We start from the raw sequence: 24,074 nt of genomic DNA, 5'->3' as shown, positions 1-24,074 counted from the left end.
TTCGTATGATTCGTGTAAACGCGTGGCTAAACGGTAAGGCCCATCATCTCGCTTGCGAGGGGGCCGACGTTGCCGTCGGGCTGCATTCCGTAGCTCTCGTTCAAGCGTCGGCGAATGCCGTCGTCGCTGAGTTCGCAGCCGCCAGATTCGGTGGAGCAAAGGATCATGAGCTGAAGGCCCTCGTCAAGGTATTCTTTTTTGTCGATGCATAGCAGATAGTCGCCGGCGGTCTTGTGGGCTTCCCATTCGAGCTCGTAAAGCGTTGGATTAAAGATACTTAGCGGATTAACGGCTGCGTTCGACAGGCTCGCAATGGTCTGTGCGAAGTCGTACGCATGACGCCCCTCGTGGACAAACGTCCCCTCGCAGCCGCGCTGGCAACCGGTATCGATCGTCTCCTCTGCGATGGCAATGTAGATCTCGCCTAGGGCCTCGCGCAAGCTCATCGGACCGGTCGTGATCTTAGCATTTGTACATCCGGAATCGATCACCCCCGTGATACCGGACGCATTAACCTCCTTAACCGGTCTACAGCGAATGAGCATTCGCGACTTCACGATCTCGCTCATCATTTCGCGATGAAAGTTGTTTCCGCGCGCGATGATCGTATCAAACGCATCCTCGATCGACTGACGGTATCTCTTGCCAACGCCCCGCTCAAATCTCATAATTTGCCAAATCCACACCAACTGTTCTTATTGTGCCATGTGATCTCGACATCAGTTGCGTCGACCTCACTCCACCATTGTTCAAACTCTGTCTTTGAGAGATAGAATGCGGTCGGAGCAACCAGATGGTCAAAGACGATATTGTGATGCTCGCGCCAGCCGAAGGTTCCGAGGTGATTGAGATATTCGTTATAAAAAAGTCTGCTTGCCACCGGCTTTGCGACGGAGTTCAGCGGGCGATAAACCAACTTTGTCGAGAGAAAAACGCCAAGCGTCGGCAGCTTTGAAACCTGGTATAGCACAGGCTGAGAGATTCGCGATGTGAAGCCATTCCGCACGGGATCCACGTATCTCGTGATCCATTCGTTGTTCTCCGCGCCATAAACCCAGGCCGAGAGATGTCCGCCCTTTTTTACCTTGCCAGCCAGCGAGAGGAACGCTCCCTTCGGGTCTGGTGTGTGGTGTAAGACGCCAACGCTAAATGCGTAGTCGAATACTTTTCTTAACGGCAGCTTGTAGATATCGCACTGGACGATATGCACGTTTGGCAGGTTGCGGGTAAGGGCGAATGCGGATTCAACGCCGTCTCCGAGGTCGATGCCGACGACCTCTTTTGCTCCCCATTTGGCGGTGAGTTTTGTATGGCGGCCTTTGCCGCAGCCGCCTTCGAGGACTATCTTTCCTTCGAAAAACTCAGGTTTTACGGGCTGGAGCCAGCCCAGCAATTGCTCTTCGTAACGTGAGTCTTCCTGTGTAAAATTTGTCCATTGCCAGCCAAAATTCTCGGCCGTTGCCGCCTTATCTTCGTCGACCTTACCAAGGTCGGCAAACCGTGGGACACCATGGACGACCTTGTATTCGCGCGTGCATTTCCTACAGGTCAAGACACCTTCTATGATCTCCTTGTCCTCGTAGGAACTCGCGTAAGCGAGCAGGATATCACCACCGCACGTGGGGCATGCCAGAAGGTCCAGAAGTCTCTCTTTCATTTGTTTACCGCCACGTGAAGCGAACGCCACGATCGGTGGAGTAGCTCGTCTATATGCCGCCAGTCTCCTTCTGTAACACCGCCGGCCTCGGCCTTGCTATCCCGGATCTCCATCGCTTGAGCGCGGAGGTCGGCATGCTCGGTAAAGTTCTCTGCCGGCAGACGGTAGACGGCCGCGGCCGCCTCGGCGAGCGCCCGCGAAAGATCGCCCGGCTGATGCATCTTCCGCTGACGGTGAACTATCCACCATTCGACCTCAAGTTCAGCAGCCCTATGAGCATCAAAATCCGTGATGCTTACATCGCGGATCTGTTCATAGAACCGCTGAACGTCAGGCATTGCATTGAGGTAGCCATCGCGGGAGTGCCCGTCCTTGAAGACGAATGCTCCCTTCGCCGCATGAAACGCGACGAGTTGTCGGCGCCAGAATGGAAAATGGAACTGGTGGCCAAGAAGCTCAGTAAGTTCTCGGAATAGTCTTAGTCGCTCACGCTCATAGTACGACCGCCACATTGCCGTATCGAGACGGGCGACCTCGTCCGGATCGAAATCTCGAATGTCCACCTTGTATGACCAATTAAGATCAAGACCGATCCAAACGGCCATAAGCACGACAATTGTCGCACCGACCAGCAGCAACCTTAGGAGCCACCTTCTCATCCGGAGACCACAGATTTGAACCTGCCAAACTCCGCAATGGGAAAAGGCTGACGCCAGTTGAACTCGAATTCGTCAGTATCGCGATCCTGATAAAGCTGCTCGAAGGTTTCGGCAAATGCAGAGCACACGTCACTGACTGTACCGTTGTGCGAGAAAACAAGCTCACGCTCTCGGCTATCACGCCGGTCGGATGGATACTGGTAGATCTCGATCGTCAACTCCTCACCGGTACGGAGAAAACGAAAGTCAAACTCCTCCGGATCACGGTTCCATCTCAATGTGTGCTCGTTCTCACGAGTCGCCGGGTTCGCGATCGCGGAAAGTATAGACATCAGATCGCCTAAAGCTCCCTCGTGCGGTGAATGTGCCGTCGTCGTATGAAACTCATTCGAGCCGTCATTAAAACCAATCGACATCCAACCGCATTGAGGTGAGTTAAAACTTATCTCCAACATTGCTAATAAATGGTAAATCGGAAACCGCGAATAGTAAATCACGGGCTGAGAACCGCCTATCTTTACTATTCTCTATCGACTATTTAATATTCATTTGATGCGCCAACTTCACGATCTACTCAAGCATATTTTGGCTCACGGAACGCGACACGAGGACCGGACAGGGGTCGGAACACTCTCTACATTTGGATATCAGATGCGGTTCGACCTTCGCGAGGGGTTTCCGATCGTCACGACAAAGCGTGTGCCGTTTCGGTGGGTCGCGGAGGAGCTGTTTTGGTTCCTGAGCGGATCGACCGATGAAACCGCACTTAGAGCGCAAGGCGTAGATATATGGGCCGAGTGGGCAACCAAGGAACAGACCGCTAGGTTTGAACGCGATGTCGGTGATCTTGGGCCTGTTTACGGTTACCTATGGCGATCCTTCGGCGGGGATTACCCGCGAACGAATGGCGTAGATCAGATCGCTCGGCTGATAAGCGAGATCGAGACAAACCCAAATTCGCGACGGCTGATCGTATCGGGTTGGGATCCGCGTGTGTGTGACGACGTTGCGTTGCCACCGTGTCATACGCTCTTTCAATTCAAGGTAGACGGCGGAACTCTGCATTGTCAGCTTTACCAACGCTCAGCAGATGCCTTTCTTGGCGTGCCTTTCAATATTTCGAGCTACGCCTTGCTCACCCATCTCGTTGCGCATGTGACAGGGCTCAGTGCCGGAGAGTTTGTCCATACATTTGGTGACCTGCATATCTACGCCAACCATCTCGAACAGGTTGACGAGCTTCTCGCCCGGGAGCCAATGCCGCTACCCGAGTTAGCACTTGTCAATGCAGATGATCTGAAAGGCCTCCACGGCTTGCTGAATTTCAGCTTTGAGAACCTGAAATTAGAAAACTATCAGTCATGGGGCAAGATCGCCGCGCCGGTCGCGGTCTAAACTTGACTACTTTACATTCGGTGGTTGGGCAGTTTTCATCCGGATGTTGATCCCCTCGGATGCAGTAAGCAGGAGTCGGCGCGAATCGAAGGATGTAGCGTTGGTTGGTAGATAAGAGAGCAGGTAACGGTTCCGCCTTAATTCGTCACAAATCGCCTTTGCTGCGGCTTGGGCCTCTTCGAAGGGAAATACTTTTCCGCCGGTCTCATCCGCAAGGCGTGTCATTATAGCAGCGGCCTTTGGCTGATCGCGCCGGTAAGCTCCACCTGTGCGATCGGCGATCTGAAGCGAATATACGGCCACATTCTCGTTCTGATACTCGGCAAGGATCTTGTCGAAGGTCGCTTTGCTGCCTCGATCCAGTCCATCACCCACGAGTACCACCGCTGTCTTGCGTGTGCCGGGCATCAGCGGAAGCAATATCTCTTTCATCGAGATCTCGAGCGCATCGAAGAGGTTTGGATTCCCCCTTTTGCGAAAGGTCTCCAGCGACGCCTCCATCTTCTTAGCATCGTCGGTCCATTCCTGAATGATCTCGGCCTTTTCGTCATAGGCAACAACGAAGAGTTGGTCGCCTTCAAATATCTCGTAAGCGAATTCCATCACTGCCTTTTTCAGAGTATCGGTCGAGACAGGCAGCGTTTGTGAATTGTCCACCAGGACTAGGATCCTGGACGGACTCGGATCTGGAACAAAGTTCCTGATCCGTTGCTCGACACCATTCTCATATAGAAAAAGGTCTTCAATCTTGATCGGGCCTTCGTTCTTGCCACTGCGCTCGGCGATAACAGGCAGGACCGTGCCTTCAATGCTGTCGCCCCGGTTGTTCCGGCGTGATTGACCCATACCGCTGATGGCCAGCGTCAACAGGCAAACGGTCGCAATGGTTAAGCAGCGGATCATGTCTTCTCAGGCTTTGAGACTTTCGCGTCGGAGGCCGTTGTCGTCTTGTCTGTTGGTTTTGATGCCGTATCGGAGGCAACCGTTGATTCCACCTTGGAACTCGATTCAGTTTTTTTTCCCGCGTAATCTGTAACGTACCAACCCGCTCCCTTAAACTGAAAACCCGACAGTGACCATTGCTTCTCGAGCTTGCCATGGCATTTTTCGCAAGTCGTGAGAGGTTTGTCCGATACTCCTTGGCGCACCTCAAGCTGGGCCCCGCATTGCTGACATTTATACTCGTAAATCGGCATTTCGCTAAGCTCTTACTTTCTCGCTCGTCACTTGTTCGATCTCATTCTCGGCCAAAAACCGCTCGGCGTCGATTGCCGCCATACAGCCCGTTCCGGCAGCCGTTACAGCTTGGCGATAGTATGAATCCTGGACATCACCACTGGCGAAAACCCCGGGAATCCTTGTTCTCATCGTCCGGCCTTCTGTCTTTAGGTAACCTACCTCGTCGATATCGAGAACACCCGCAAAAAGGTCGGTGTTGGGCTTGTGACCTATGGCAATGAATACGCCCCGTGTTGCCAGACTCGTTGTTTCGCCGGTTTTTCTGTTAAGTAACGTCACGCTGTCAACACCGCTTTCCTTTGTACCGTGTATCTCAGTGACCTCTGTATCCCACACGACCTTTATCTTCGCATGTGCAAGAACGCGGTCCTGCATTATCTTCGAAGCACGAAACTCGTCACGGCGATGCACCAGGGTCACCTCCGAGGCAAACTTGGTCAGAAACAGTGCCTCTTCCATCGCCGTATCGCCACCGCCGACCACAACGATCGGCATATCACGGAAAAAGAACCCGTCACAGGTCGCACAAGCTGACACGCCATTACCACCGAGACCGTCGGGCAGCGGTGCCTCGCCGGGGATACCAAGCCATTTGGCTGACGCGCCCGTTGCGATAATAAGCGTTTCAGCTTTTATTACGGTGGATACTCCGTCACTGTCTTCGCTTTCTTTGCCGTAGAGAGTGAACGGCCGCTCAGACAGGTCGACTCGATCGATCCATACATTGATGATCTCGGTACCGAACCTTAATGCCTGCGCGCGAAACTCGTCCATGAGTATGGGCCCCATGATACCGTCGGCAAAGCCCGGATAATTCTCGACATCGGTGGTTATGGTCAGCTGACCGCCCGGCTGTGGGCCATCGATCACAAGCGGATCGAGCTGTGCCCGGCCTGCATAAATGGCCGCTGTCAGGCCTGCGGGGCCCGAACCGAGGATGACTACCTTACGACGAATTTCTGAGACAGACATAAACTCTGCAGCGACGCCAAATCTTTGGATAATCGCTGTTGGTATAGTATAACTATCGTCGGGTTTCGGGTAAATTGTGTTCCGGCGGGCCGTTTCGTGTTAAGCTAAACGGAGTTTTTGGCTTCCGCGCGTTTTGATCAGTTTCGTGATGACCTCTATCCAGCCTTTCGAGGAAAAACGGTTTGCACTCAGAATGGCCCTCCGCCTGCCCATTGTCGTATCGGGGCGGGCCGATGACGGGGCGGCGTGGAGTGAACCGACTGAGACAGACGATATCTCGACACTTGGGGCTCTATTTCAGTTGAATCAGCCTATAAAGCAAGGCGACAGCCTCTACATCCGCTCGCACAGGCCAAATGGTGTTCCCGTTGAGGTCAAAGCCCAGGTCGTCCGTATCCTGCCGGCGAGCTATGGAACATCGCGTGTCGGCGTTTCAATTGAAGAACCCAAAGAAAACTGGCTCAGGCTTTTCGTGGCATGGATCGCTGACGATAACATTGTCGATGGCGTGAGTGAATGATACTGAACGCTGCGACTGCCCATCGTCGCGACTGGCCGGATAGCCCTGTGTCCTTTTTATGTCAAAGTTTGAAACGATCACCGTAGAACGCCGTGGCCGAGTAGCCGTTCTCACCATCAACCGTCCCGATAAACTCAATGTACTCAACAACAAGGTCCACTCAGAAGGCGTGGCCGCGTTGGACAATTTACGCAAGGACAACGAGATTCGTGTGCTGGTAATAACCGGTGCCGGTGAAAAATCGTTCATAGCCGGCGCCGACATCAGCGAATTTGAGGGACAGACGCCCGTAACGCAGCGTGACAGCTTTCATGAGCGTTCGCTGTTCAACTCGATCGATACGTTTCCTAAGCCCGTAATCGCGATGGTCAATGGGTTTTGCCTGGGTGGCGGCAACGAACTGGCAATGGCCTGCGACATACGCATGGCTAGTGAAAATGCAAGATTCTCACAACCCGAGATCAATCTCGGTATTATGTGCGGTGGCGGCGGCACCCAGCGGCTGCCGCGCCTGATAGGCGAAGGCCGTGCCATGGAGATGGCCCTGACCGGCGACATGATCGACGCAGTGACTGCCGCGCAATTTGGCCTCGTTAATCACGTCTTTCCAGCCGATCAACTCGAACCCGAAACAATGAAGCTCGCCGAAAGGATCGCCGAAAAAGCGCCGATCGCCCTGCAGCTCTCAAAGGAGGCCGTCAAGTTTGCCTCCCGATCAAATCTTGACGAGGGGCTGCGCCGAGAAGTGGACCTGTTCGCCATCTGCTTTTCGACCGACGACAAAACGGAAGGTGTCGCCGCATTTCTCGAAAAGCGCAAGCCTGTTTTCAAAGGCCGCTGATAAGTTAGGCATTAAAAATGCCGAATTATGAATGGCTTCTTGGGCGACAGACGGAGTTTGCCCTAAGGGCCGTCCGTAATCTATAATTCGTAATTCGCAATTCGTAATTGCGTAACGGGGACGTAGCTCAGCTGGGAGAGCGCATGAATGGCATTCATGAGGTCAGGGGTTCGATCCCCCTCGTCTCCACCATCTCTTGAATGAAGGCGTCCTACGGACGCCTTTTCTATGCCCGGATTTTGGCTATAATCTAGTTTGAATGAACAAGGAAAATCTGCTTTTTGCTGTACTCGGCCTGATGATCGGGCTGATAGTAGGGTTTATGTTCGCTAACAGCGTCAATCGCGATGCGACCACGTCCAAAAGTTCGCTGCCGGCAGCAAATCAGCTAATGGCCGCAAATTCGGCCCTGCCGCCCAACCACCCGCCGATTGGTAATGTTAACGGCCAGTCTAGCGGAATGTCGGTTCCTGAAGTATCGGCTGCGATCGAAAAGGCCCGCTCCGAACCCCAAAATTACGAGGCTCAGATGACCGCAGCGGACCTCTATTATCAGATCCAGCGGTTTGACGAAGCTGCAAAATTCTATGAGGCAGCGAGCAAGGTCAAGCCCGCCGAGGCCGAGCCGCTGATCAAGGCCGGGAACGCATTTTATGATGGTGGCAAGTTTTTGGACGCAGAGAAATGGTATCGCGAAGCCTTGAAGAAAGCTCCTAATGACAAAGACATCCGAAACGACTTGGCGTTGACATTCTTGTCGAGAGAGCCGGCCGACGTCGACCGCGCTATAGCCGAGTTCAATACCATTCTTTCGGCCGATCCTAAATTCGAAAAGGCCCTTCAGAATCTTGCCTTTGCCTACCGTGAAAAAGGAGACCAAGAGAACCTTGCTAAGACACTCGAGCGATTGAAGAAGGTTAACCCCAATAATCCTGAACTCTCGCGACCGAGTACTAGGTAAGATGATGAATATTCGTCCCAAACAGGCATTACTGTCGAGACAAGTGACTTGTTCTTGCGGTGAGCGCAAAATGGCGGGTGTGGCGGCGATTTAGACGTATGGACATCATCAGATGAAAGAGCTCCGGCAGATTCTTGATGCGATTGCGACCGCTGCCGTAGATGAGAGCACGGTGCTCGCAACGGTTGTCGATGTGCGGGGCTCCAGCTATCGGCTACCAGGAGCCCGCATGCTCATACTCGCAAACGGTAAGACCGTAGGTATTATTTCAGGCGGCTGTCTTGAAGCCGATGTGCTCGAACGTGCAAAACAGGTTCTCAAATCTCAGCGTTCAACGGTACTAACCTATGATACGAGTAGCGACCAGGATTCTGTCTTCAGCATGAACATGGGCTGCCGCGGTGTCATTCGCATCCTGCTGGAGCCGATCAGCCGTGAGAGTGTTCTCATCAACAGACTCCTGGCAGTAGATCACGCACGTGCAAAACTGACCATCGCGACCGTGGTTTCGACTGACTCTGCAAAGAATGAGAGTATCGGCGGGCGGGCGTTTTATGACGCACACTCAGGGTTCCGAACTAGTGGTCTGCCGCCGTTCCTTGCAACTCTATCGCAACTGCACGATACCTGCTCCCAGTTTTTTATTTCAAATGAAGTCTGTAGATCTCAGACATTCGGTCTCAAAGAAGGCACCTTCGAATTCGTACTGGAGAACATAGAGCCGCCGATCTCGCTTAGGCTGTTCGGCGCCGGAGCCGATGCAGCGCCAATGGTGCGGATCGTCACAGAAGTTGGGTGGCAAGTAAGGGTACACGATCACCGACCGGCACTTTTGACCGGCGACCGATTTCCAATGGCCCAAGAACTCATCCTCCAGAATCTCGAGGAGCCGCTGAGCCCAAGCCACTTCGATGAGCGTACAGCTGTGGTCATTATGACCCACAACTACTTGCGTGACCGATCTCTCTTACCCGCCGTACTCCAGTCAAGTGCCTTTTATATCGGTGTTCTCGGCCCCAAACGCCGTACCGAACAAATACTTGAGGAGATGACGGCAAACGGAAGTTCTTTCACGGACGAACAGCTTGCCCGGCTCTACGCTCCGGCTGGCCTCGATATCGGAGCTAGTACACCCGAGACCATTGCCCTCTCGATCGTTGGTGAGATCCAGAGTGTTCTCGCAAATCGTAAGGGCGGCCAACTCCGCCATCGCCAGGGCCCGATCTATGACCGTGATTGAGAACGCCAAGATCGGAGGACTGCTACTCGCAGCCGGCGGCTCAAGCCGATTGCGCCCACCAAAGCAGCTTGTCCAATATTACCGAACAACGCTGTTACGCCATGCAGCCAAGTCCTTGGCCGAGTCCAAATGTGAGCCGGTGGTGGTAGTTCTTGGAGCCGAAGTCGACAGATCAATGCGAGAGATCGCAGACTTGGATGTCAATGTATGTATAAATCGCGACTGGGAGACAGGAATGAGTTCATCGCTTCGGACCGGACTAGACGAGTTACTGCATATCGAGCCTAAGCTCTCGGGCCTCATGATTACCCTTTGCGACCAGCCGCATGTGACGACTGACAAAATCAATCTTTTTGTCACAGAATTCTATCGGTCAGCACCTGCGGTCATCGCAGCAGAATACAATGGCATAACGGGTGTACCGGCCTTGTTCTCTAGCGAATTGTTCGATCTTCTGATGCAGCTCGAAGGCGACAAAGGCGCCCGGGATATTATCAGAAACCATAAAAACACCTTGAGAATCGGGCTCCCCGAGGCGAGTTTCGACGTAGACACGCAGAGTGATCTTCAGGATCGTCTTTCGTGTCTTGATGTGCCAAAAGGATCCTGAGCTCACTCGTCTAAGATCACATGAATGTTTGTTTCATTACACCGACATTCCGTGAACTGCAGCACCAAGAGCTCCACAATACTGAGTCTCAGGTGTAAGGACCATCTCCTTATCGCTCAATTTTTGGCCGAATAGTTCGACCAGCAATGGGTGATGAGCGATAACGCCTCCTGAGAAAGCGACTATGTCGGTACTCACGACAGTCATTTCAAGAACACGCTTAACCACAGATCGGTAAAGGGCGAAAATAAGATTCTCGATCCGCTCACCATTCATCAATGTCTTAATTACTTCCTGACCGGAAAAGACCGTACAGAAGCTGTTTAGCATGAATTCCTTATCGTGCTGATTCGCCAGCTTCGTCATATCGCCGATGGGCACTTCGAGCCGATGGGCCAATTCCTCAATAAAAGCCCCTGTGCCGGCAGCACATTTTCGGTTCATGGCAAATTCATCCACCTTGCTGTTATCGATGGTGATCACTTTTGCGTCCTGCCCCCCAATATCTATGATCGTGTAAGGGACATCGAGTTTGAGTTGATGCTGAACACCGAGAAAATGAGCCTTGATCTCGGTTAATTTGTCATCGACAAACTGAAGGTGGTGACGGCCATATCCGGTCGCAATAATCTTATGATTATCCTTTGTTATAGGGCTGTTCTCCACGAATGGGGTTGCATCCCCGTCATTCAGAGCGTTATAGACGTTCTGATAGAGTGGAAACAAGGTTTTTCCTTTCTTTTTATGAAGAATATTTCCCGACGCATCGCAGAGCACTACTTTGATCTCAGAACTGCCACAATCGACGCCCCAATAATACCGAGCGTTCTCGCTTAATTGAGCAGACGGTTCTTTCATTTTAGAGAGTTTCCAAGAATGCCTCGATCACGTTGGTTGACTGCTCATCCGAGAAACAACGCAGATCACAAAGGTCACCATCAATAACGATAGTCGGAATTCCATTCCGCTTCAGCCGTCCAGGCAGGTTGTAATAGCTGTTACTGTTGTTAGGGCAAGTTTTAGCGGCATGGAATATCACACCGTCCACAGAATACATCTTGACCATGTCGGAAATATACTTCTCTTTATAGGTATCGTTACGATTGATGAAAATCTGCAGATAGGCCAGCGCCATGCTTGGCAGCGGATCATGCGGATCAAAATCAGCAAAAATCCAGCTATTGCAGTACGTCGAAGCGACTACGCAGGTATCGTTACGCTTGAATAACTCCGAAAGATGTCGCAATCGTCCCCAAATCGGCATCCCTTCCCAGTAGACCCGTTTCTGAACAGCATTCTCGCGAGAGCGCGTAGTTGCCACCTTCTGCTCCAGTTCCATTAACAAGTCCCGATAATAATCTCTCGCTATTTCCGTACCGCGCAATACCACGATAGGCCCCATAAAGATAGTTGCATCAAAAAAGCTAAATGGGCTCGGATCTGCTATTGCCGTTTTTAGGACCTCCGACCAAAGGCTCGTCGCCCCGCTTGAAAGGGCTAGACAGCGCTCCAGCTTTTTGGGGTCAAACTTTTCTTGAGTAATTTCCTCCAGAGAACGGATCAGCTGTTTAAATTGGGCAACAACATTGGCAATATGCTCCGGTTCTACTTCCGGCAAATGTGCCGGAGAGTGTATCCCAAAGATGGGTGCATCAAATTCTCTCGCGTAGAACTCAAACCAGTGCATCACGTCCTTGCACTGATTCGTGTTATAAACTAAAACATCCGGCCTTGGAACATCTTCTACGCCATAAGCCTTCGCTAGAGGAGTAATATTTTTCAGGTAAGCTCCGATATCTGATGTTAGATAACTACAGATCTCAGGAGAATATCCTTTTGAGTTAGCAACAGGGATAGTCTCCATGCACAGACGCGTTGCCCCCAGCATAGCTCCGTGATTCTCCGGGAAATACACGTCAAAGCCCATTGCTCGCAATATTTCTGCCGGGCCTACGGATGTACACCAGGCAACCTTGCGATCTGGATCTTTCGCAGCTGCATCCAGATCAAGGAAATAGTTCTGCATGATTTGCTTCAGATCCATAAATCTCCTGTCAGCTGTTTGACGGCCCTACGTATGTACACCTCAACCAGCTTCTTTCGATAACCACGCGGGAAAAGATCCTGCTGAAAGGTCAGGGCTTTCTTGTTTGCCTGATGGCATGCCTCGTTTACCATCTCACCATACGAGCCATAGTCTTTGAATCGAAACTCCATCAACTCCGGGCGAGTATTAATACCGGTCATAGCAACACTCAAACACGCATTCTCATCGTTTATTTCCTCATCCGTAACTTCGATGCCAACCGCGATACCAAGGGACGGGAAGTCCTGAGTGTCACGTACCGTCAGCTTTTCATAATGTATCCTCCTCTCCGAAGATACATCGATCTCGACAAACAAGAGTATTTCATCACCCTGAATGTTCTTACAGTCAATACCGTCGGGCAGGAAAAGATCCTTTGCCGCAATACGTCGCTCTCGCTCAGGCCCGACTAACACCAATTCCGCATCGAGCAACAATAAGACCGGTACCGTATCGGAAACGAAACGCGCCTGACACAGTGGTAACCTTCCGCGTTTTGCGCTCTTGACTAGGTGACATATCTCGCCCTTGGCCTTAAAGCACGCCGAGTGAGATTCGCGATTGAGTTCACTCTGATTGAAGAAGATACATCGATTTGTGACCAGGATATTTCCGCCGATCGTTGCCTGATTACGGATCTGGGGACTCGCAACGCGTCCAACCGCAGCCGCAAGCGCCGGTACCAATTCCTGCACTTTACTATCATGCATGAGGCTGGCAAGCGACGTCAGAGCTCCTATTTGGATTCTGTCTGCCGAGAGCATCTTGATCTGTTTGAGAGAATGCAGTTCCGACAGAGAGATCACGGTCTGAGGATCGCTGAGCTGATGCTTCAGTAAAGAAATAACATCGGTTCCGCCACCCGAGAAGATGAATGTACGGCCCTCACTCTGTAATTGGCGAACAAGGTGAAAGACCTGATCCAGAGTCTTCGGCTGTTTGTACTGGAATGGTGCAAGAAGCGTCGTCATCGTGTTGCTCCTTCGCGCTTTCCTTGTCCCCTGATAGCGGCTAACACTCGGTCGGGACGCATCGGGACCTGGGTCAATCGGACACCAACGGCATCATAGATCGCATTCGCGATCGAAGGAATGAAGGGGGCCAATACGCCTTCACCGGCCTCCTTAGCTCCGAACGGGCCTTCACTTTCATCACTCGGTGTTGGAACGATGTCTATCTCGGGTTGGTCAAAGGCAGACGGTATCTTGTATTCAAGAAATGACGGGTTTTGTACTGCACCGCCTGTATAGAGCACTTCTTCCATCAAGGCCTGCCCGAGAGCCATGTGGATACTACCTTCGATCTGACCCTCTACAGCCAAAGGGTTGATAGGGAATCCGCAATCATGGGCGCACGTCGTCTTATCAACAGACACTTTACCCGTTTCGGGATCAACAGTAACCTCCGTAATAAAGCCCGTGAAGCTGTAGCTGGGGCTCAGACCGGCCCCCGCCCCCTTGAACTTGCCACCTAACTTTGGAGATTCATAAATGCCGGTTGTCTGCAATATGCCGCGTTCCTGCAGACCTGCCTCAACGACTGCGTGGTAATCCAAAACACTGCTATCATGCGCATAACAAACCGTTCTATCCACAAACGTGAAGTCGTCCCAATAGTCGGGATTTGGCCCGAGGAAGTCGTTTGTGAAATCGGGGCTCCGTCGACCCTGGCGAAAGAAGCTTTCTGCATCCATGACTTTTGGATAGGGTGGTATTTCGACTTCGAGCATCTTGCAGGCTGTTTCAAGCAACAGCCGGCGCATTCGTATTGCCGCGTTTCGCGCGGCATTACCGGCCATAAAGGTCACCCGCGAGCTGTAACTTCCCAGATCCACGGGAGTTACTTTCGTATCGGCTGCGATCACTCGGACATAATCCATCGGAAGCCCAAGTACTTCGGCCACTATCATCGCCAAGATTGTGTCGCTACCCTGTCCGAGATCGGCTGCCCCGGAGTAGATAGTCACGCCGCCGTCCCGATCAATCGTGAGCCTTACCGTCGATGACGGCATCCGGTCCCAATGGATCGGCAGTGCGCTCCCACTGATAAAGAAACCGCAGGCCACACCGATCCCTTTTCCATAAGGTAGTTTGCCGTATTTATCTCTCCAGCCCGACCGTCTCATTGCTTCTTCAAGACCCTGCTTTAGACCGACGGAGGTAATGCGAAATTCATTAACAGTAAGTGTATTCTCTCGGTGAATAAGGTCGATACGGGCTTGGCAAGGATCAACCCCGGCCGCAACGCAGGCCATATCAAAAAGCGATTCGCTGGCAAACCTCGGATTTACGCCGCCGTGCCCGCGCATCGCTCCGCACATCGGTTTATTCGTGTAAACGCGGTTGCATTCGAACCTAAAATTTGGCACTGGGTATGGCCCCTGCAGAAGTACGCCGTTATAGTAAGTCGTCACGACTCCAAAACTGCCATACGCACCACCATCGATCAGAATGTCAGCGTCCAACGCGGTAATCCCTTTCTCAGGATGAAATCCGATGCGCATCTTTAGTTCAGTCGGATGCCGACCATGATGGCTGAAAAAGACCTCTTCGCGCGTAAATCGCAGGCGCGTGTTCCTGCCCGTAATTTGAGCCAGTCTCGCAGTGATCATTTCGTGAGGAAACGGATCGCTCTTTCCGCCAAAGCCGCCTCCCAAGTGCGGTTTGATAACACGAATTTTATGCGCCGGCACTTCCAATACCTCGGATAACGCCAGATGCAAATAGTGTGGAACTTGGGTCGCAGAGAATACGGTCAGGTTACCGTTCGTGTCGATCTCGACCTGCGTGGCATGGGGCTCAGTAAACGCATGGGTCACCGATGCAAACTCGAATTTGTTCTCAACCGTTACGCTGGCTTCCGCAAAACCTTGTTCCAGATCGCCAAATTCCTGCAGCACGTGCTTATGTAGGTTGTTGGAGCGTTTCAGCTCAGGATGGATTGGCACGGTCGTATTTTCCAAGGCCGCCTTCATGTCAAGACATGCCTCGGTTACTTCATATTGAACGTCAATGAGCGTGATTGCCAGACTGGCAATCTCTTCCGATTCGGCCGCAACGGCAGCGACCGGTTCACCAACATATCGAACTCGGTCCTTGGCAACCGCCGGCTCGTCCTTACTCATCGGTAGAACACCGAACGTGTGCATAAAGTCATCACCGGTAACAATTCCACGGACGCCTTCTAACTCCCTCGCCATGGCGACGTCTATCGACCGAATATTCGCACTGGCGTGAGGCGAGCGAAGAATCTTTACAAAGAGTGGATTTGGAAGCCGGATGTCATCGGTATAGAGGGCTTTGCCGGTGACCTTTTCCCCGGAAGAGATCTGTGGAATGGGTCGGCCAACGATCTGATATTGGGATAATTGTTGCTCCCCTTTGCCAGAGTCTTCGACGACGACGGCTGATCGGCCACTATCGACGGCTCGCTGGATTGCCTTCTCGATCTTTGTGTAACCCGTACAGCGACAAATTGTGGAGGAGATGCAGGCCTTTATCTCATCCTTCGTGGGCGACGGATTCGTTTCTGCGAGATGGACGCCATTGATGACCATCGCCGGGGTGCAATAACCACACTGTATTGCACCCTCAGCAACCATTGCTTCCTGTACCGGGTGAAGTCGATCTCCATCGGCAATGCCTTCGATCGTTCGAATAGCTCGATCCTGTGCTTCGACGGCCAGCGTCATACATGACAGGATTGGTACGCCATTCATCAGCACACTGCAGCAGCCACATTCCCCTAGGTCACAACCTTTTTTTGTACCGGTTAGGGCAAGTTCTTCTCTCAGAAACTCCAGCAGGGTCATCGAGAATGGAACCAACTTCTTGTATGGACGCCCGTTTACTTCCAATCTGACGATCGTGCTCGTGTCTGTCGAATCCGTCATTTTAGTCATCCCAGTAAACTCACACTCGTCGAATGAGCGTTGCCATGCCCTGACCGTGTCCGATACACAGCGAAGCGATCCCCAACTCCTGATCGTCAGCGATTAGCCCATTCAATAATGTCGCGATCAATCTCGTTCCGGTCGCTCCGAGCGGATGGCCCAAGGCGATCGCGCCGCCCCAAGGATTCACCCGTTCCGGAGGTAGCCCAAGTTGGCGTATACACGCGATCGCCTGACTGGCGAACGCTTCGTTCATCTCAAACCGATCAATGTCCTTCACGGTCAGATCATTGTCCTTTAGCAGCCTTCGAATCGCCGGAACCGGTCCCAGACCCATCTGACATGGGTCGAGTCCGACGACACAATAGTCGAGAACTTCTGCCTTTTTTTTCAGTCCGTGCCGTTGACAGGCATAGTCCGAAGCAAGCAGTGTCAAACTCGCGCCGTCGTTAAGCGGCGAACTGTTGCCTGCAGTCACCGTACCCCCATCCTTAAAGACTGCCTTTAATCCTGCAAGCGTCTCGATATCTGTAGTTGCCCGTGGTGATTGATCCGTGCCAGCGAGCCCGTCGCTTGTCTCTATAGCGATGATCTCTCGATCGAAACGCCCCGCTTCCTGGGCGGTTATCGCCTTTTGGTGGCTCTCGAACGCGAAAACATCTTGCTCCTTTCGGCTTATTGCAAAAGATTCAGCAACGTTCTCGGCCGTCAACCCCATGTTGGTAAAAGGAAAGGCATAGCGATCCAGAAGGTATTCGTTGTAATCGATCGAGGCCATCATTGGCACATGATGCATGTGTTCTACACCGCCGGCCAGTATCACATCTGCATGACCGCTTTCGATCGTCGAAACCGCGAAGTTGAATGCCTGGAGACCGGAAGCGCAAAGGCGATTTATTGTCGTCGCAGGAACAGTTTCAGGCAGACCGGCCAGCAATGCGGCCAGACGGGCTATGTTCTTTCCCTGCTCCAGATGCTGGCCGACACAGCCAATATAAACATCATCGATATATTCGGATGTAATCCCATTATCGACGACACGCATTATCAAAGCCGCCAGGAGTTCATCTGCCCGAACGTCTCGAAAGACACCCTTGTCAGGATGGGATCTTCCAATTGCAGTTCGTTTGGCTTCGACAACAAAGGCTTTCACATCAACTTTTTACCTATCAATCCCGAACAAGAACCGAATAAAGCCGATCATAAGGCCAGCAGGCCACAACTCTTGCCACCATCGACATGCAATATCTGCCCGGTAATGAATCGGGCATCGTCCGACACCAAAAAGCTCACCGCCGCGGCAATATCTTTAACACTTCCCATCTTTCCCGTCGGCTGCATTTGCAAAAGGCGTCGCAGCGACTTCTCGGGTAAGCCACGAGTCATGGGCGTATCGATCAAACCCGGCGCGATGGCGTTAACGTTGATCTGGTAGCGTGCAAATTCCAGAGCCAACGTTCGAGTAAGGCTGACCAGCCCACCTTTACTGGCCGAGTAATTGGCCTGTCCAATGTTTCCCAGCCATGCGCGCGACGAGATATTGACGATCCGTCCCGCCTGCTTTTCTTTCATTACGGGGAAGACTGCCTGACAACACAAGAAAGCACCCTTTAGATTGACGTCTAGCACTCTATCCCAATCTTCCTCTGATAGGTTTGTTAGGAATCCATCGCGAATGATCCCTGCATTATTCACCAAAACATCAACCGTACCGAATCGGGCCATTGTCATCTCAATCATGTCGCCGACCTGATCCTTCTGGGTAATATCGACAGGGGACGCAAGAACCTTACTCCCTCGCCCTTCCATTTCCAAAACCGTCCTTGCCAGCTGACTCTTATCAATGTCCGCAAGGACAACTCGATATCCGTCGATGGAGAGCCGCTCCGCGATAGCGGTGCCGATCCCTGAAGCAGCGCCCGTAACAATCGCAACTTGGTTTGGAGTTCGTTCTGTCATCAACCACGTTCCAACACCATTGCGATGCCCTGTCCGCCTCCTATACAGGCTGAAACTATCCCCAGTTGCTTATCATCACGATGCAGAGTCTTAAGACAGGTCAGTGCGAGGCGCACACCAGTCGCGGCAAGAGGATGTCCCATCGCAATAGAGCCACCGTTTACATTGAGCCTATCTTCATCGAGCCGTAATTCCTTAGCAACTGCGAGACATTGAGCAGCAAAAGCCTCATTGACCTCAAAGCGATCAATGTCATTGATGGACAGCCCTGTCTGTACGAGCAGCGTCCTAATTGCCTGTACGGGTCCGATGCCCATGATGTCCGGTTCGACACCCACCGACATATAGCCCCTGATCTTTCCAATTGGGGTTAGGCCATTCGCCCTGACGTAGTCGCCCGACGCCACGATCATGGCTGCCGCCCCATCGACAATCCCGGATGCACTTCCGGCTGTCGTGGGGCCAGTCTCCGAAAAGACTGGCGGCAACTTTGCCAATTGCTCCGTTGTCGTTCGGCGTGGATGCTCATCCTGAGACAACCCTTCAGGTCCCTTCAGCCTGAACTTACGTGTTTCGAGCGCGTTCATTTCAAAAATTCCACTCGATCCTTCGAACGCAACAATCTCGTGGTCAAAGAACCCTGCGGCAAAGGCGTCAGAATAACGCTGCTGGCTCCGAGCTGCGAATGCGTCAACCTCCTCACGTGAGAGCTCATATTTCTTCGCAAGATTATCCGCCGTTCGTCCCATCGGCACAGCCGCGGTATCATCCAGTGCCTCCCATAGCAAGTCGATAAAGCCAGGCTGTCCCAATGCAAAACCTTGGCGTGTCGTATAGGACGCGACAGGAAAGCGGCTCATGGTATCGGTTCCGCAGCCCAAAACAAGGTCTGCCTTGCCAATCGCGATCTGTTCTGCCGCCTGGCCTAAAACCTCTATCCCCGAGCCACAGATCCTCTGTACCATTAAGGCAGGGCTCGCCAGCGGTGCGCCGCTGTAAAGCCCTATATGTCGAGGCAAGAAGAAACAGTCTGCACTTGCTTGGCCGATATTTGCGACGATGGTCTGATCGATATCGGAGGCAGGAACCTGAGCCGCTTCTATTGCAGCCCGTGAAGCGAAGATTCCAAGATCGGTTGGCGAAACGGTCGACAAACTGCCCGACAATTTGCCGAAAGGTGTTCGTCTACCTTCAACAAGATATACATCTTCAAAGAGCGCTCCGTTGCCGCCATCCTTTGATCGAAATCCAGCGATAGTTGCTGCCATAGGTACTTCCCTTATCCGCCTCAGTTGAAATCAACAACCGATAAACTCGGGCCGTTTTCCGGTAATAATGCTTGACAGGCCGATTTGGGCATCCTTTGTTGAAAAAATCTGTTTCAATCCCCTGAGTTCTAACTTCAGGGCATCCTCTAAGGCCAGTTCTCCGCCCTCGTCTACCAATCTCATTGCCGTTTTCAATGCGATCGGCGCCTTTGCGCGGAGTTGCTTTTCATAAACTCCGAACGCGGAGTTCTTGAACAACTCATCATCAACGATTCCGTCAAAATCCGAGAACGCAATTCCAATATCATCCGTCTGTCGAGTTCCTTCCTGTGTCGGCCCGACAGAGAATGAATCCAGGTCCCGATAGTCAAACACCGGTTCAATCACGGCATCGGCCAACCCGAACACAACGGCCTGATCCGCATTTACGAATTTGCCCGTAGCGATCAACATTTTTGCTAACGGCTTACCGACAAGGCGTGGAGTTCTTTGCGTTCCGCCTAATCCCGGATAGATACCTATACCTGTTTCCGGGAAGGCAAGGACCGTATTTCTCGTCGCGATCCGATATTTGCAGGCCAAGGCCACCTCAAAACCACCACCCAACGTCAATCCGTCAAGATACGCATAGGTTGCTTTAGTAGAACTGCCGATCTTGTTAAGAATGTTCTGTCCAGATTCCGTGAATCTTTGGATACGATCCAGATCAGCAGCCGCTATCGCCTCGAGAAAGAATTTAATATCGGCTCCCGCGATGAAGGCCTTACCTTTTCCAACGATAAATATCTTTTCAATGTCAGTTCCTGCATCAAGTGAGTCAAAGCATTCGCCAAGCTGAGACATGACTTCCTCACCCAACGCATTCATGCGATCGGGAATATTAAGGATAATGAAGCCGCTTTTTCCGAACATCTTCGCCTGTACCAGATCAAGCGTAATGGCCTTTCCACGTGAAGAAAGAATATCTGGCAACGGCATACGCCAGGGCTCGAATACAGAGGCCACCATCGATCTCACCTTCTCAAGACCCAGCCTGTTTATCAGTTCAAACGGGCCCAGAGGCCACCGCAAACCAGTCCGAGATCCTAGGTCGACAGAGGTTTCGTCAACTACATCCTCACTTACCACTTGCGACGCTATGCCAAGTGCAGTACCCAATAGACGTTGCCTGACCTCAGATTCATTGTTCTTTCCTCCACGCAGGACCGTTTTATCATCAAGGCTCCAGTTCTCCCCCGACTCAACCTGTTGAGTCAAGATGTCGGCCGGTGCGTAGAATGGCCCTAGTTTCTCGGCGAGTCCTCTTGCTGCGTGCTGCGCTATTGAGACACCAGTCGCATTCATCAAGGCGAACGGCCCCATTCCAATACCGAACGCCTCACACGCTATTTGGTCAATAGCGCTCACGCTTCCGGCTCCTTCCTCATAAAGGCGAGCAGCTTCATTTAGCCACGGTACAAAAAACCGATTGATTGCGAAGCCGGGAGAATCTTGGATTATGATTGGGATCTTACCGTTGCGAGCATAGAAGTTCTCAAGATTTGTCAATATCTCAGCGTCTGTATCTTCACCGGCTATCAACTCCACTAACTTGTTCTTTGCGGCATGATAAAAATAGTGAACTCCTACAACCCGCTCAGGGTGCCTCAAATTTCGCGCGATATCAGTTACCAGAAAGGAGGATGTGTTCGTAGCTAGAATACACTTGTCCGATACGACAGCTTCGAGCTCTTTGAAGAGTTCTTTCTTTACGCTGAGGTCTTCAAAGACGGCCTCGACGAGGAATCCTACGTTCGAAAGATCAGCTAAGCGGGTTGAGCAGGTAATGCCTGCAACTACCCGTTCATATTCATCATCGTTGATCAATCGTCGATCCTTGGCTTCATCCAGACCTGACCGAATATGCCCCAAGCCCTTTGAAACGAACTCTTCACTCCGATCGACCAGAACGACACTCAGGCCCTTCATTAAAAAATGTTGGGCAATGGCGGAACCCATGGTACCAGCACCCACAACACCAACCGTCGCAGTTGATCTCATCGTCTGATCTCCAAGGTTTTAATTAGCGAATATACGATCGGGGTCACCGTAATATTGACGCCATACTTTTTGGCGTATTCAACCAATTTTCCACAGTGATAATCATTCTCCGTTTTCCGGCCTTTCTCGATATCGATCAGAATTGACGGTTTATGTTCACCCCCACTGTCTAGATAGGCCATGGCTTCTTGAATGAACTCCGCACCGATAGGAATGTCCATTGCGGCTGCGATCCTGATGCCCTCATCCAACATCTGTCTGACGAGTTCTCTCAAGTCTGGCTGGCCCATCACAAAACCCATGGTTTGGCGTGTCAGAGCGCAGACACTGCCAAGCGATGAGTTCAGCAGGGCCTTCTTAAACACCCACACACGGTAAGTTTCGTCTGCCTCCATGGGGAAATCAGCGCTCGACAGATCTTTTGCGATCTGCTGGATCAGATGTGAATTGACCGACTCAACATCTGAAATGAAATGTTTCATCGAGAAACTCACGCGAATCTCACTCTCATCGATCAATCCACACCCCATATTCAGAACCATACGAAGGGCCCTTCCCGGCCCGAACAGTCTTATGATCTGTTCCTCGACGTCCAGTCCGTTCTGGCATGAGACAAACAACATCTCATCGGGTACGTCCAATGTCTTGATCTGTTCCAACAGCGCCGCAGAGTCAACATTCTTTGTACAAATAAGGACAACATCAGGTTTCTTGGCAATGAGCTGCGCAAGATCCGTGTAAACGTTGTGCAGTTGTTCTTCAGCCTGGAGTTCTCCCGATACAAAGATCGGCCTGTGATCGAGTTGGCGTTTCTGCTCATCGAAATGGCAAAGCACCGACACCTGACGGCCTGATTTGTGGAGGTGAGCCGCCAAAACCCTCCCTACCGGACCAGTTCCGATAACGGCATAATGCAGATTTTCGATCGCTACTTGCTGAGCCTTAGACAAAAGATGACCTTCTAGCCGTTCACAAGGCAACGGTTCGATCGCGATAACCTGTGCATCGCTTGGGAGATCATCATACCTGCGTTCCAACATCGCATTGATGTAGTCGCTGAAATGCTCCTCAATACTGCCGGGAATCAGCTTAAACGAAGGGGTTAGTTCATTGTTCTCAAGGCTTAATTCGCGGTCGATGAGTAGAGCTTCCTTAATATTCAGAAAGGTCGTATCCCTCCTCTCGTTTAAGTGCCTGATACATTTGCCCAAGCAATTTGACAGTGCATTCAGATGTCGCGGATGCGAACATTCGTTACGCGACGTCTCCGTATCAAACTCGGCACCAATGCAGTCCTTGTTGGGAAAAACCAGCATGAACGGATGCGTCCGGCCATGACCAAACACATAAGAATGCTTGATATAACAACAGCGGTTATTCACATCATCTTCTAGCTCGGCAGGAAATATTTTCTCGCCACTGTCGAGTTTGAACATGCGTTCCTTACGCGAAATGATCTTGACGCCGTCCGGTGTGAGATCACCGATATCACCGGTCTTGAACCACCCTTCCTCATTGAAGGCTTTCTTCGTCGCTTCGGGATTCCTAAAGTAACCGCTCATTACGTTAGGCCCCTGCACGAGAATTTCATTGTCTCCACCTAGCGTTAGAGCAACTCCCGGAATTGGAAAACCAACAACGCCCGACTTACGTTCGAGATCAAAACCTGTAAGCGTGCAGCACGGCGAGGTTTCTGTCAGGCCCCATCCCTCAACAACAGGAATCTGTTTCGCCTTAAAAATATCCGACGTACTGATCGGCAATGGTGCGGCGGCGGTGAAGACAAACTGAAGTTCGTCATGAAAGAAGTCTTCTTCTGCCACCTTGCCAGATCTAATACGGTTCGCGATCTCCTGGTAGATTCTCGGCACACTAAAATAGATGTGGGGCTTAATACGCTTGAAGTTCTCGAGTAATCTATCGACATCTTTACCCTGAGAATCATCGATTGCCAGGCAGCCACCCGAGTGAATGGCAAAGAATCTCTCAAACAATCCACCGAAGCTGTGATGCCAGGGAAGGTAAGACAGGAAGCGCATTGCCGGTTCCGGCTTCCAGAGTATCTGCAAGGCCCTTTGCTGAGACATCAGATTGCCGTGGCTGAGCTGCACACCTTTCGGGAAACCGCTAGTGCCCGACGTATACATGATAAGAGCCATCGTTGACGGATCAACGGCTCGCATTAGACATTCAACCCGGGCCTTAGCTTCCGGATCGATCGAATGTCCCAACATGTCCTCAAAGAAATCGATCTGGTAACCCTTGTCATTCCGGGTTGCCAAGTTCTCAGATTTCAGCACCAATATCGTCTCGGGCAGGTTATCAAGACCGACGACCTCATCCGGCACATCTGTAATGAGCAGGTTAACATCTGAAAAACGCAGCAATCCTGACATCAATGGCGGAGGATATTTGGCAAAAATGGGCACACTGATCAGCCCACAACTCATCACCGCCATCTCGCAAACCAATCGCTGATAGCTATTACCAGCAATAAAAGCAACTCGATTGTTTTCAGGATCATCCGGTTCCAGACCGCTTTTTAACAGGTAGTCGATCGTCAGGATCACATCCTGAGTAATTCGCTCCCAGGTCCAATACCGAAAACGATCGCCGACACGTTCAGCCGCAGCGGGTTCCGCACACAATCGCTCGCGGTTGTCCAGGAAAAGCGAACCAACGTTCCTGGTGAACTCACCTAGATGTATGTCGGATCTGATTATATGCATCGTTCA

At 51.7% G+C, this 24,074-nt stretch carries 22 protein-coding genes and 1 tRNA gene; 7 read left to right on the top strand and 16 right to left on the bottom strand.

Annotated elements, in window-relative coordinates; all coding sequences use genetic code 11:
- Positions 1-26: 26 nt before the first annotated feature.
- The 4 genes from IPM59_03985 to IPM59_03970 are packed head-to-tail and all read right to left on the bottom strand — an operon-like array spanning position 27 to position 2,771.
- The gene (locus IPM59_03985) at positions 27-668 is read right to left on the bottom strand and encodes a hypothetical protein (GenBank protein ID MBK9214746.1); all 642 of its coding nucleotides are present in this window, start codon (positions 666-668) and stop codon (positions 27-29) included.
- The gene (locus IPM59_03980; GenBank protein ID MBK9214745.1) at positions 665-1,657 is read right to left on the bottom strand and encodes a methyltransferase domain-containing protein; all 993 of its coding nucleotides are present in this window, start codon (positions 1,655-1,657) and stop codon (positions 665-667) included. The genes IPM59_03985 and IPM59_03980 overlap by 4 nt, the downstream gene beginning before the upstream one ends.
- A complete protein-coding gene (locus tag IPM59_03975) occupies positions 1,654-2,316 on the bottom strand; it encodes a hypothetical protein (protein MBK9214744.1) in 663 nt (220 codons plus the stop codon). Before IPM59_03975 ends, IPM59_03980 begins: the two co-directional genes overlap by 4 nt.
- A complete protein-coding gene (locus IPM59_03970; GenBank protein ID MBK9214743.1) occupies positions 2,313-2,771 on the bottom strand; it encodes a hypothetical protein in 459 nt (152 codons plus the stop codon). Before IPM59_03970 ends, IPM59_03975 begins: the two co-directional genes overlap by 4 nt.
- Positions 2,772-2,868: 97 nt before the next feature.
- Here IPM59_03970 and IPM59_03965 point away from each other — a divergent pair, with 97 nt between their 5' ends.
- Complete coding sequence (locus tag IPM59_03965; GenBank protein ID MBK9214742.1) at positions 2,869-3,711, top strand: thymidylate synthase; 843 nt, start codon at positions 2,869-2,871, stop codon at positions 3,709-3,711.
- Positions 3,712-3,717: 6 nt separating this feature from the next.
- Here the strand turns inward: IPM59_03965 and IPM59_03960 are convergent, their stop codons facing one another.
- From IPM59_03960 to trxB, 3 genes are read right to left on the bottom strand one after another with little or no spacing between them, the layout of a single operon-like run.
- On the bottom strand, positions 3,718-4,614 hold the full coding sequence (locus tag IPM59_03960) for a VWA domain-containing protein (GenBank protein ID MBK9214741.1): 897 nt from the start codon (positions 4,612-4,614) through the stop codon (positions 3,718-3,720).
- Positions 4,611-4,907, bottom strand: a complete 297-nt coding sequence (locus tag IPM59_03955) for a zinc ribbon domain-containing protein (GenBank protein MBK9214740.1) — start codon at positions 4,905-4,907, stop codon at positions 4,611-4,613. Before IPM59_03955 ends, IPM59_03960 begins: the two co-directional genes overlap by 4 nt.
- A gap of 4 nt (positions 4,908-4,911) precedes the next feature.
- Positions 4,912-5,922, bottom strand: a complete 1,011-nt coding sequence (gene trxB, locus IPM59_03950) for a thioredoxin-disulfide reductase (protein MBK9214739.1) — start codon at positions 5,920-5,922, stop codon at positions 4,912-4,914.
- Positions 5,923-6,070: 148 nt separating this feature from the next.
- On the opposite strand from trxB, the gene IPM59_03945 reads away from it, so the two are divergent.
- The 6 genes from IPM59_03945 (at position 6,071) to IPM59_03920 (ending at position 10,094) form a co-directional block, all read left to right on the top strand.
- Complete coding sequence (locus tag IPM59_03945; GenBank protein ID MBK9214738.1) at positions 6,071-6,442, top strand: PilZ domain-containing protein; 372 nt, start codon at positions 6,071-6,073, stop codon at positions 6,440-6,442.
- A 58-nt stretch (positions 6,443-6,500) separates the two neighbouring features.
- A complete protein-coding gene (locus tag IPM59_03940) occupies positions 6,501-7,283 on the top strand; it encodes an enoyl-CoA hydratase/isomerase family protein (protein MBK9214737.1) in 783 nt (260 codons plus the stop codon).
- A 116-nt stretch (positions 7,284-7,399) separates the two neighbouring features.
- Positions 7,400-7,475 (top strand) — tRNA-Ala (locus IPM59_03935).
- A gap of 67 nt (positions 7,476-7,542) precedes the next feature.
- Complete coding sequence (locus IPM59_03930; GenBank protein ID MBK9214736.1) at positions 7,543-8,244, top strand: tetratricopeptide repeat protein; 702 nt, start codon at positions 7,543-7,545, stop codon at positions 8,242-8,244.
- 112 nt (positions 8,245-8,356) lie between these two features.
- Positions 8,357-9,484 (top strand): XdhC family protein, encoded by a 1,128-nt coding sequence (locus tag IPM59_03925; protein ID MBK9214735.1) that lies wholly within the window; start codon positions 8,357-8,359, stop codon positions 9,482-9,484.
- Positions 9,471-10,094, top strand: a complete 624-nt coding sequence (locus tag IPM59_03920; protein MBK9214734.1) for a nucleotidyltransferase family protein — start codon at positions 9,471-9,473, stop codon at positions 10,092-10,094. The genes IPM59_03925 and IPM59_03920 overlap by 14 nt, the downstream gene beginning before the upstream one ends.
- Positions 10,095-10,130: 36 nt before the next feature.
- Here the strand turns inward: IPM59_03920 and IPM59_03915 are convergent, their stop codons facing one another.
- The 9 genes from IPM59_03915 to IPM59_03875 form a co-directional block, all read right to left on the bottom strand.
- Positions 10,131-10,952, bottom strand: a complete 822-nt coding sequence (locus IPM59_03915; GenBank protein ID MBK9214733.1) for an ATPase — start codon at positions 10,950-10,952, stop codon at positions 10,131-10,133.
- A 1-nt stretch (position 10,953) separates the two neighbouring features.
- Positions 10,954-12,138, bottom strand: a complete 1,185-nt coding sequence (locus IPM59_03910; protein MBK9214732.1) for a 2-hydroxyacyl-CoA dehydratase — start codon at positions 12,136-12,138, stop codon at positions 10,954-10,956.
- Positions 12,129-13,151, bottom strand: a complete 1,023-nt coding sequence (locus tag IPM59_03905; protein MBK9214731.1) for an FAD binding domain-containing protein — start codon at positions 13,149-13,151, stop codon at positions 12,129-12,131. The genes IPM59_03910 and IPM59_03905 overlap by 10 nt, the downstream gene beginning before the upstream one ends.
- The gene (locus tag IPM59_03900) at positions 13,148-15,991 is read right to left on the bottom strand and encodes a molybdopterin-dependent oxidoreductase (protein ID MBK9214730.1); all 2,844 of its coding nucleotides are present in this window, start codon (positions 15,989-15,991) and stop codon (positions 13,148-13,150) included. The genes IPM59_03905 and IPM59_03900 overlap by 4 nt, the downstream gene beginning before the upstream one ends.
- Before the next feature lie 100 nt (positions 15,992-16,091).
- A complete protein-coding gene (locus IPM59_03895) occupies positions 16,092-17,225 on the bottom strand; it encodes a thiolase family protein (protein ID MBK9214729.1) in 1,134 nt (377 codons plus the stop codon).
- A 47-nt stretch (positions 17,226-17,272) separates the two neighbouring features.
- On the bottom strand, positions 17,273-18,031 hold the full coding sequence (fabG, locus tag IPM59_03890) for a 3-oxoacyl-ACP reductase FabG (GenBank protein MBK9214728.1): 759 nt from the start codon (positions 18,029-18,031) through the stop codon (positions 17,273-17,275).
- A complete protein-coding gene (locus IPM59_03885) occupies positions 18,031-19,299 on the bottom strand; it encodes a thiolase family protein (protein MBK9214727.1) in 1,269 nt (422 codons plus the stop codon). The genes fabG and IPM59_03885 overlap by 1 nt, the downstream gene beginning before the upstream one ends.
- 30 nt (positions 19,300-19,329) lie before the next feature.
- Positions 19,330-21,339: a 3-hydroxyacyl-CoA dehydrogenase/enoyl-CoA hydratase family protein gene (locus IPM59_03880; GenBank protein MBK9214726.1), complete on the bottom strand. Its 2,010-nt coding sequence runs from the start codon at positions 21,337-21,339 to the stop codon at positions 19,330-19,332.
- Entirely contained in the window at positions 21,336-24,068 is a 2,733-nt protein-coding gene (locus IPM59_03875; protein MBK9214725.1) for a 2-dehydropantoate 2-reductase, read from the bottom strand. The genes IPM59_03880 and IPM59_03875 overlap by 4 nt, the downstream gene beginning before the upstream one ends.
- Positions 24,069-24,074 lie beyond the last annotated feature (6 nt).

The organism is Chloracidobacterium sp. (genome assembly GCA_016715795.1).
In the GTDB taxonomy this organism is placed as follows: domain Bacteria; phylum Acidobacteriota; class Blastocatellia; order Pyrinomonadales; family Pyrinomonadaceae; genus OLB17.
The sequence above is the reverse complement of the archived record's forward strand: the minus strand, read 5'-3'. Positions and strand labels throughout refer to the sequence as shown.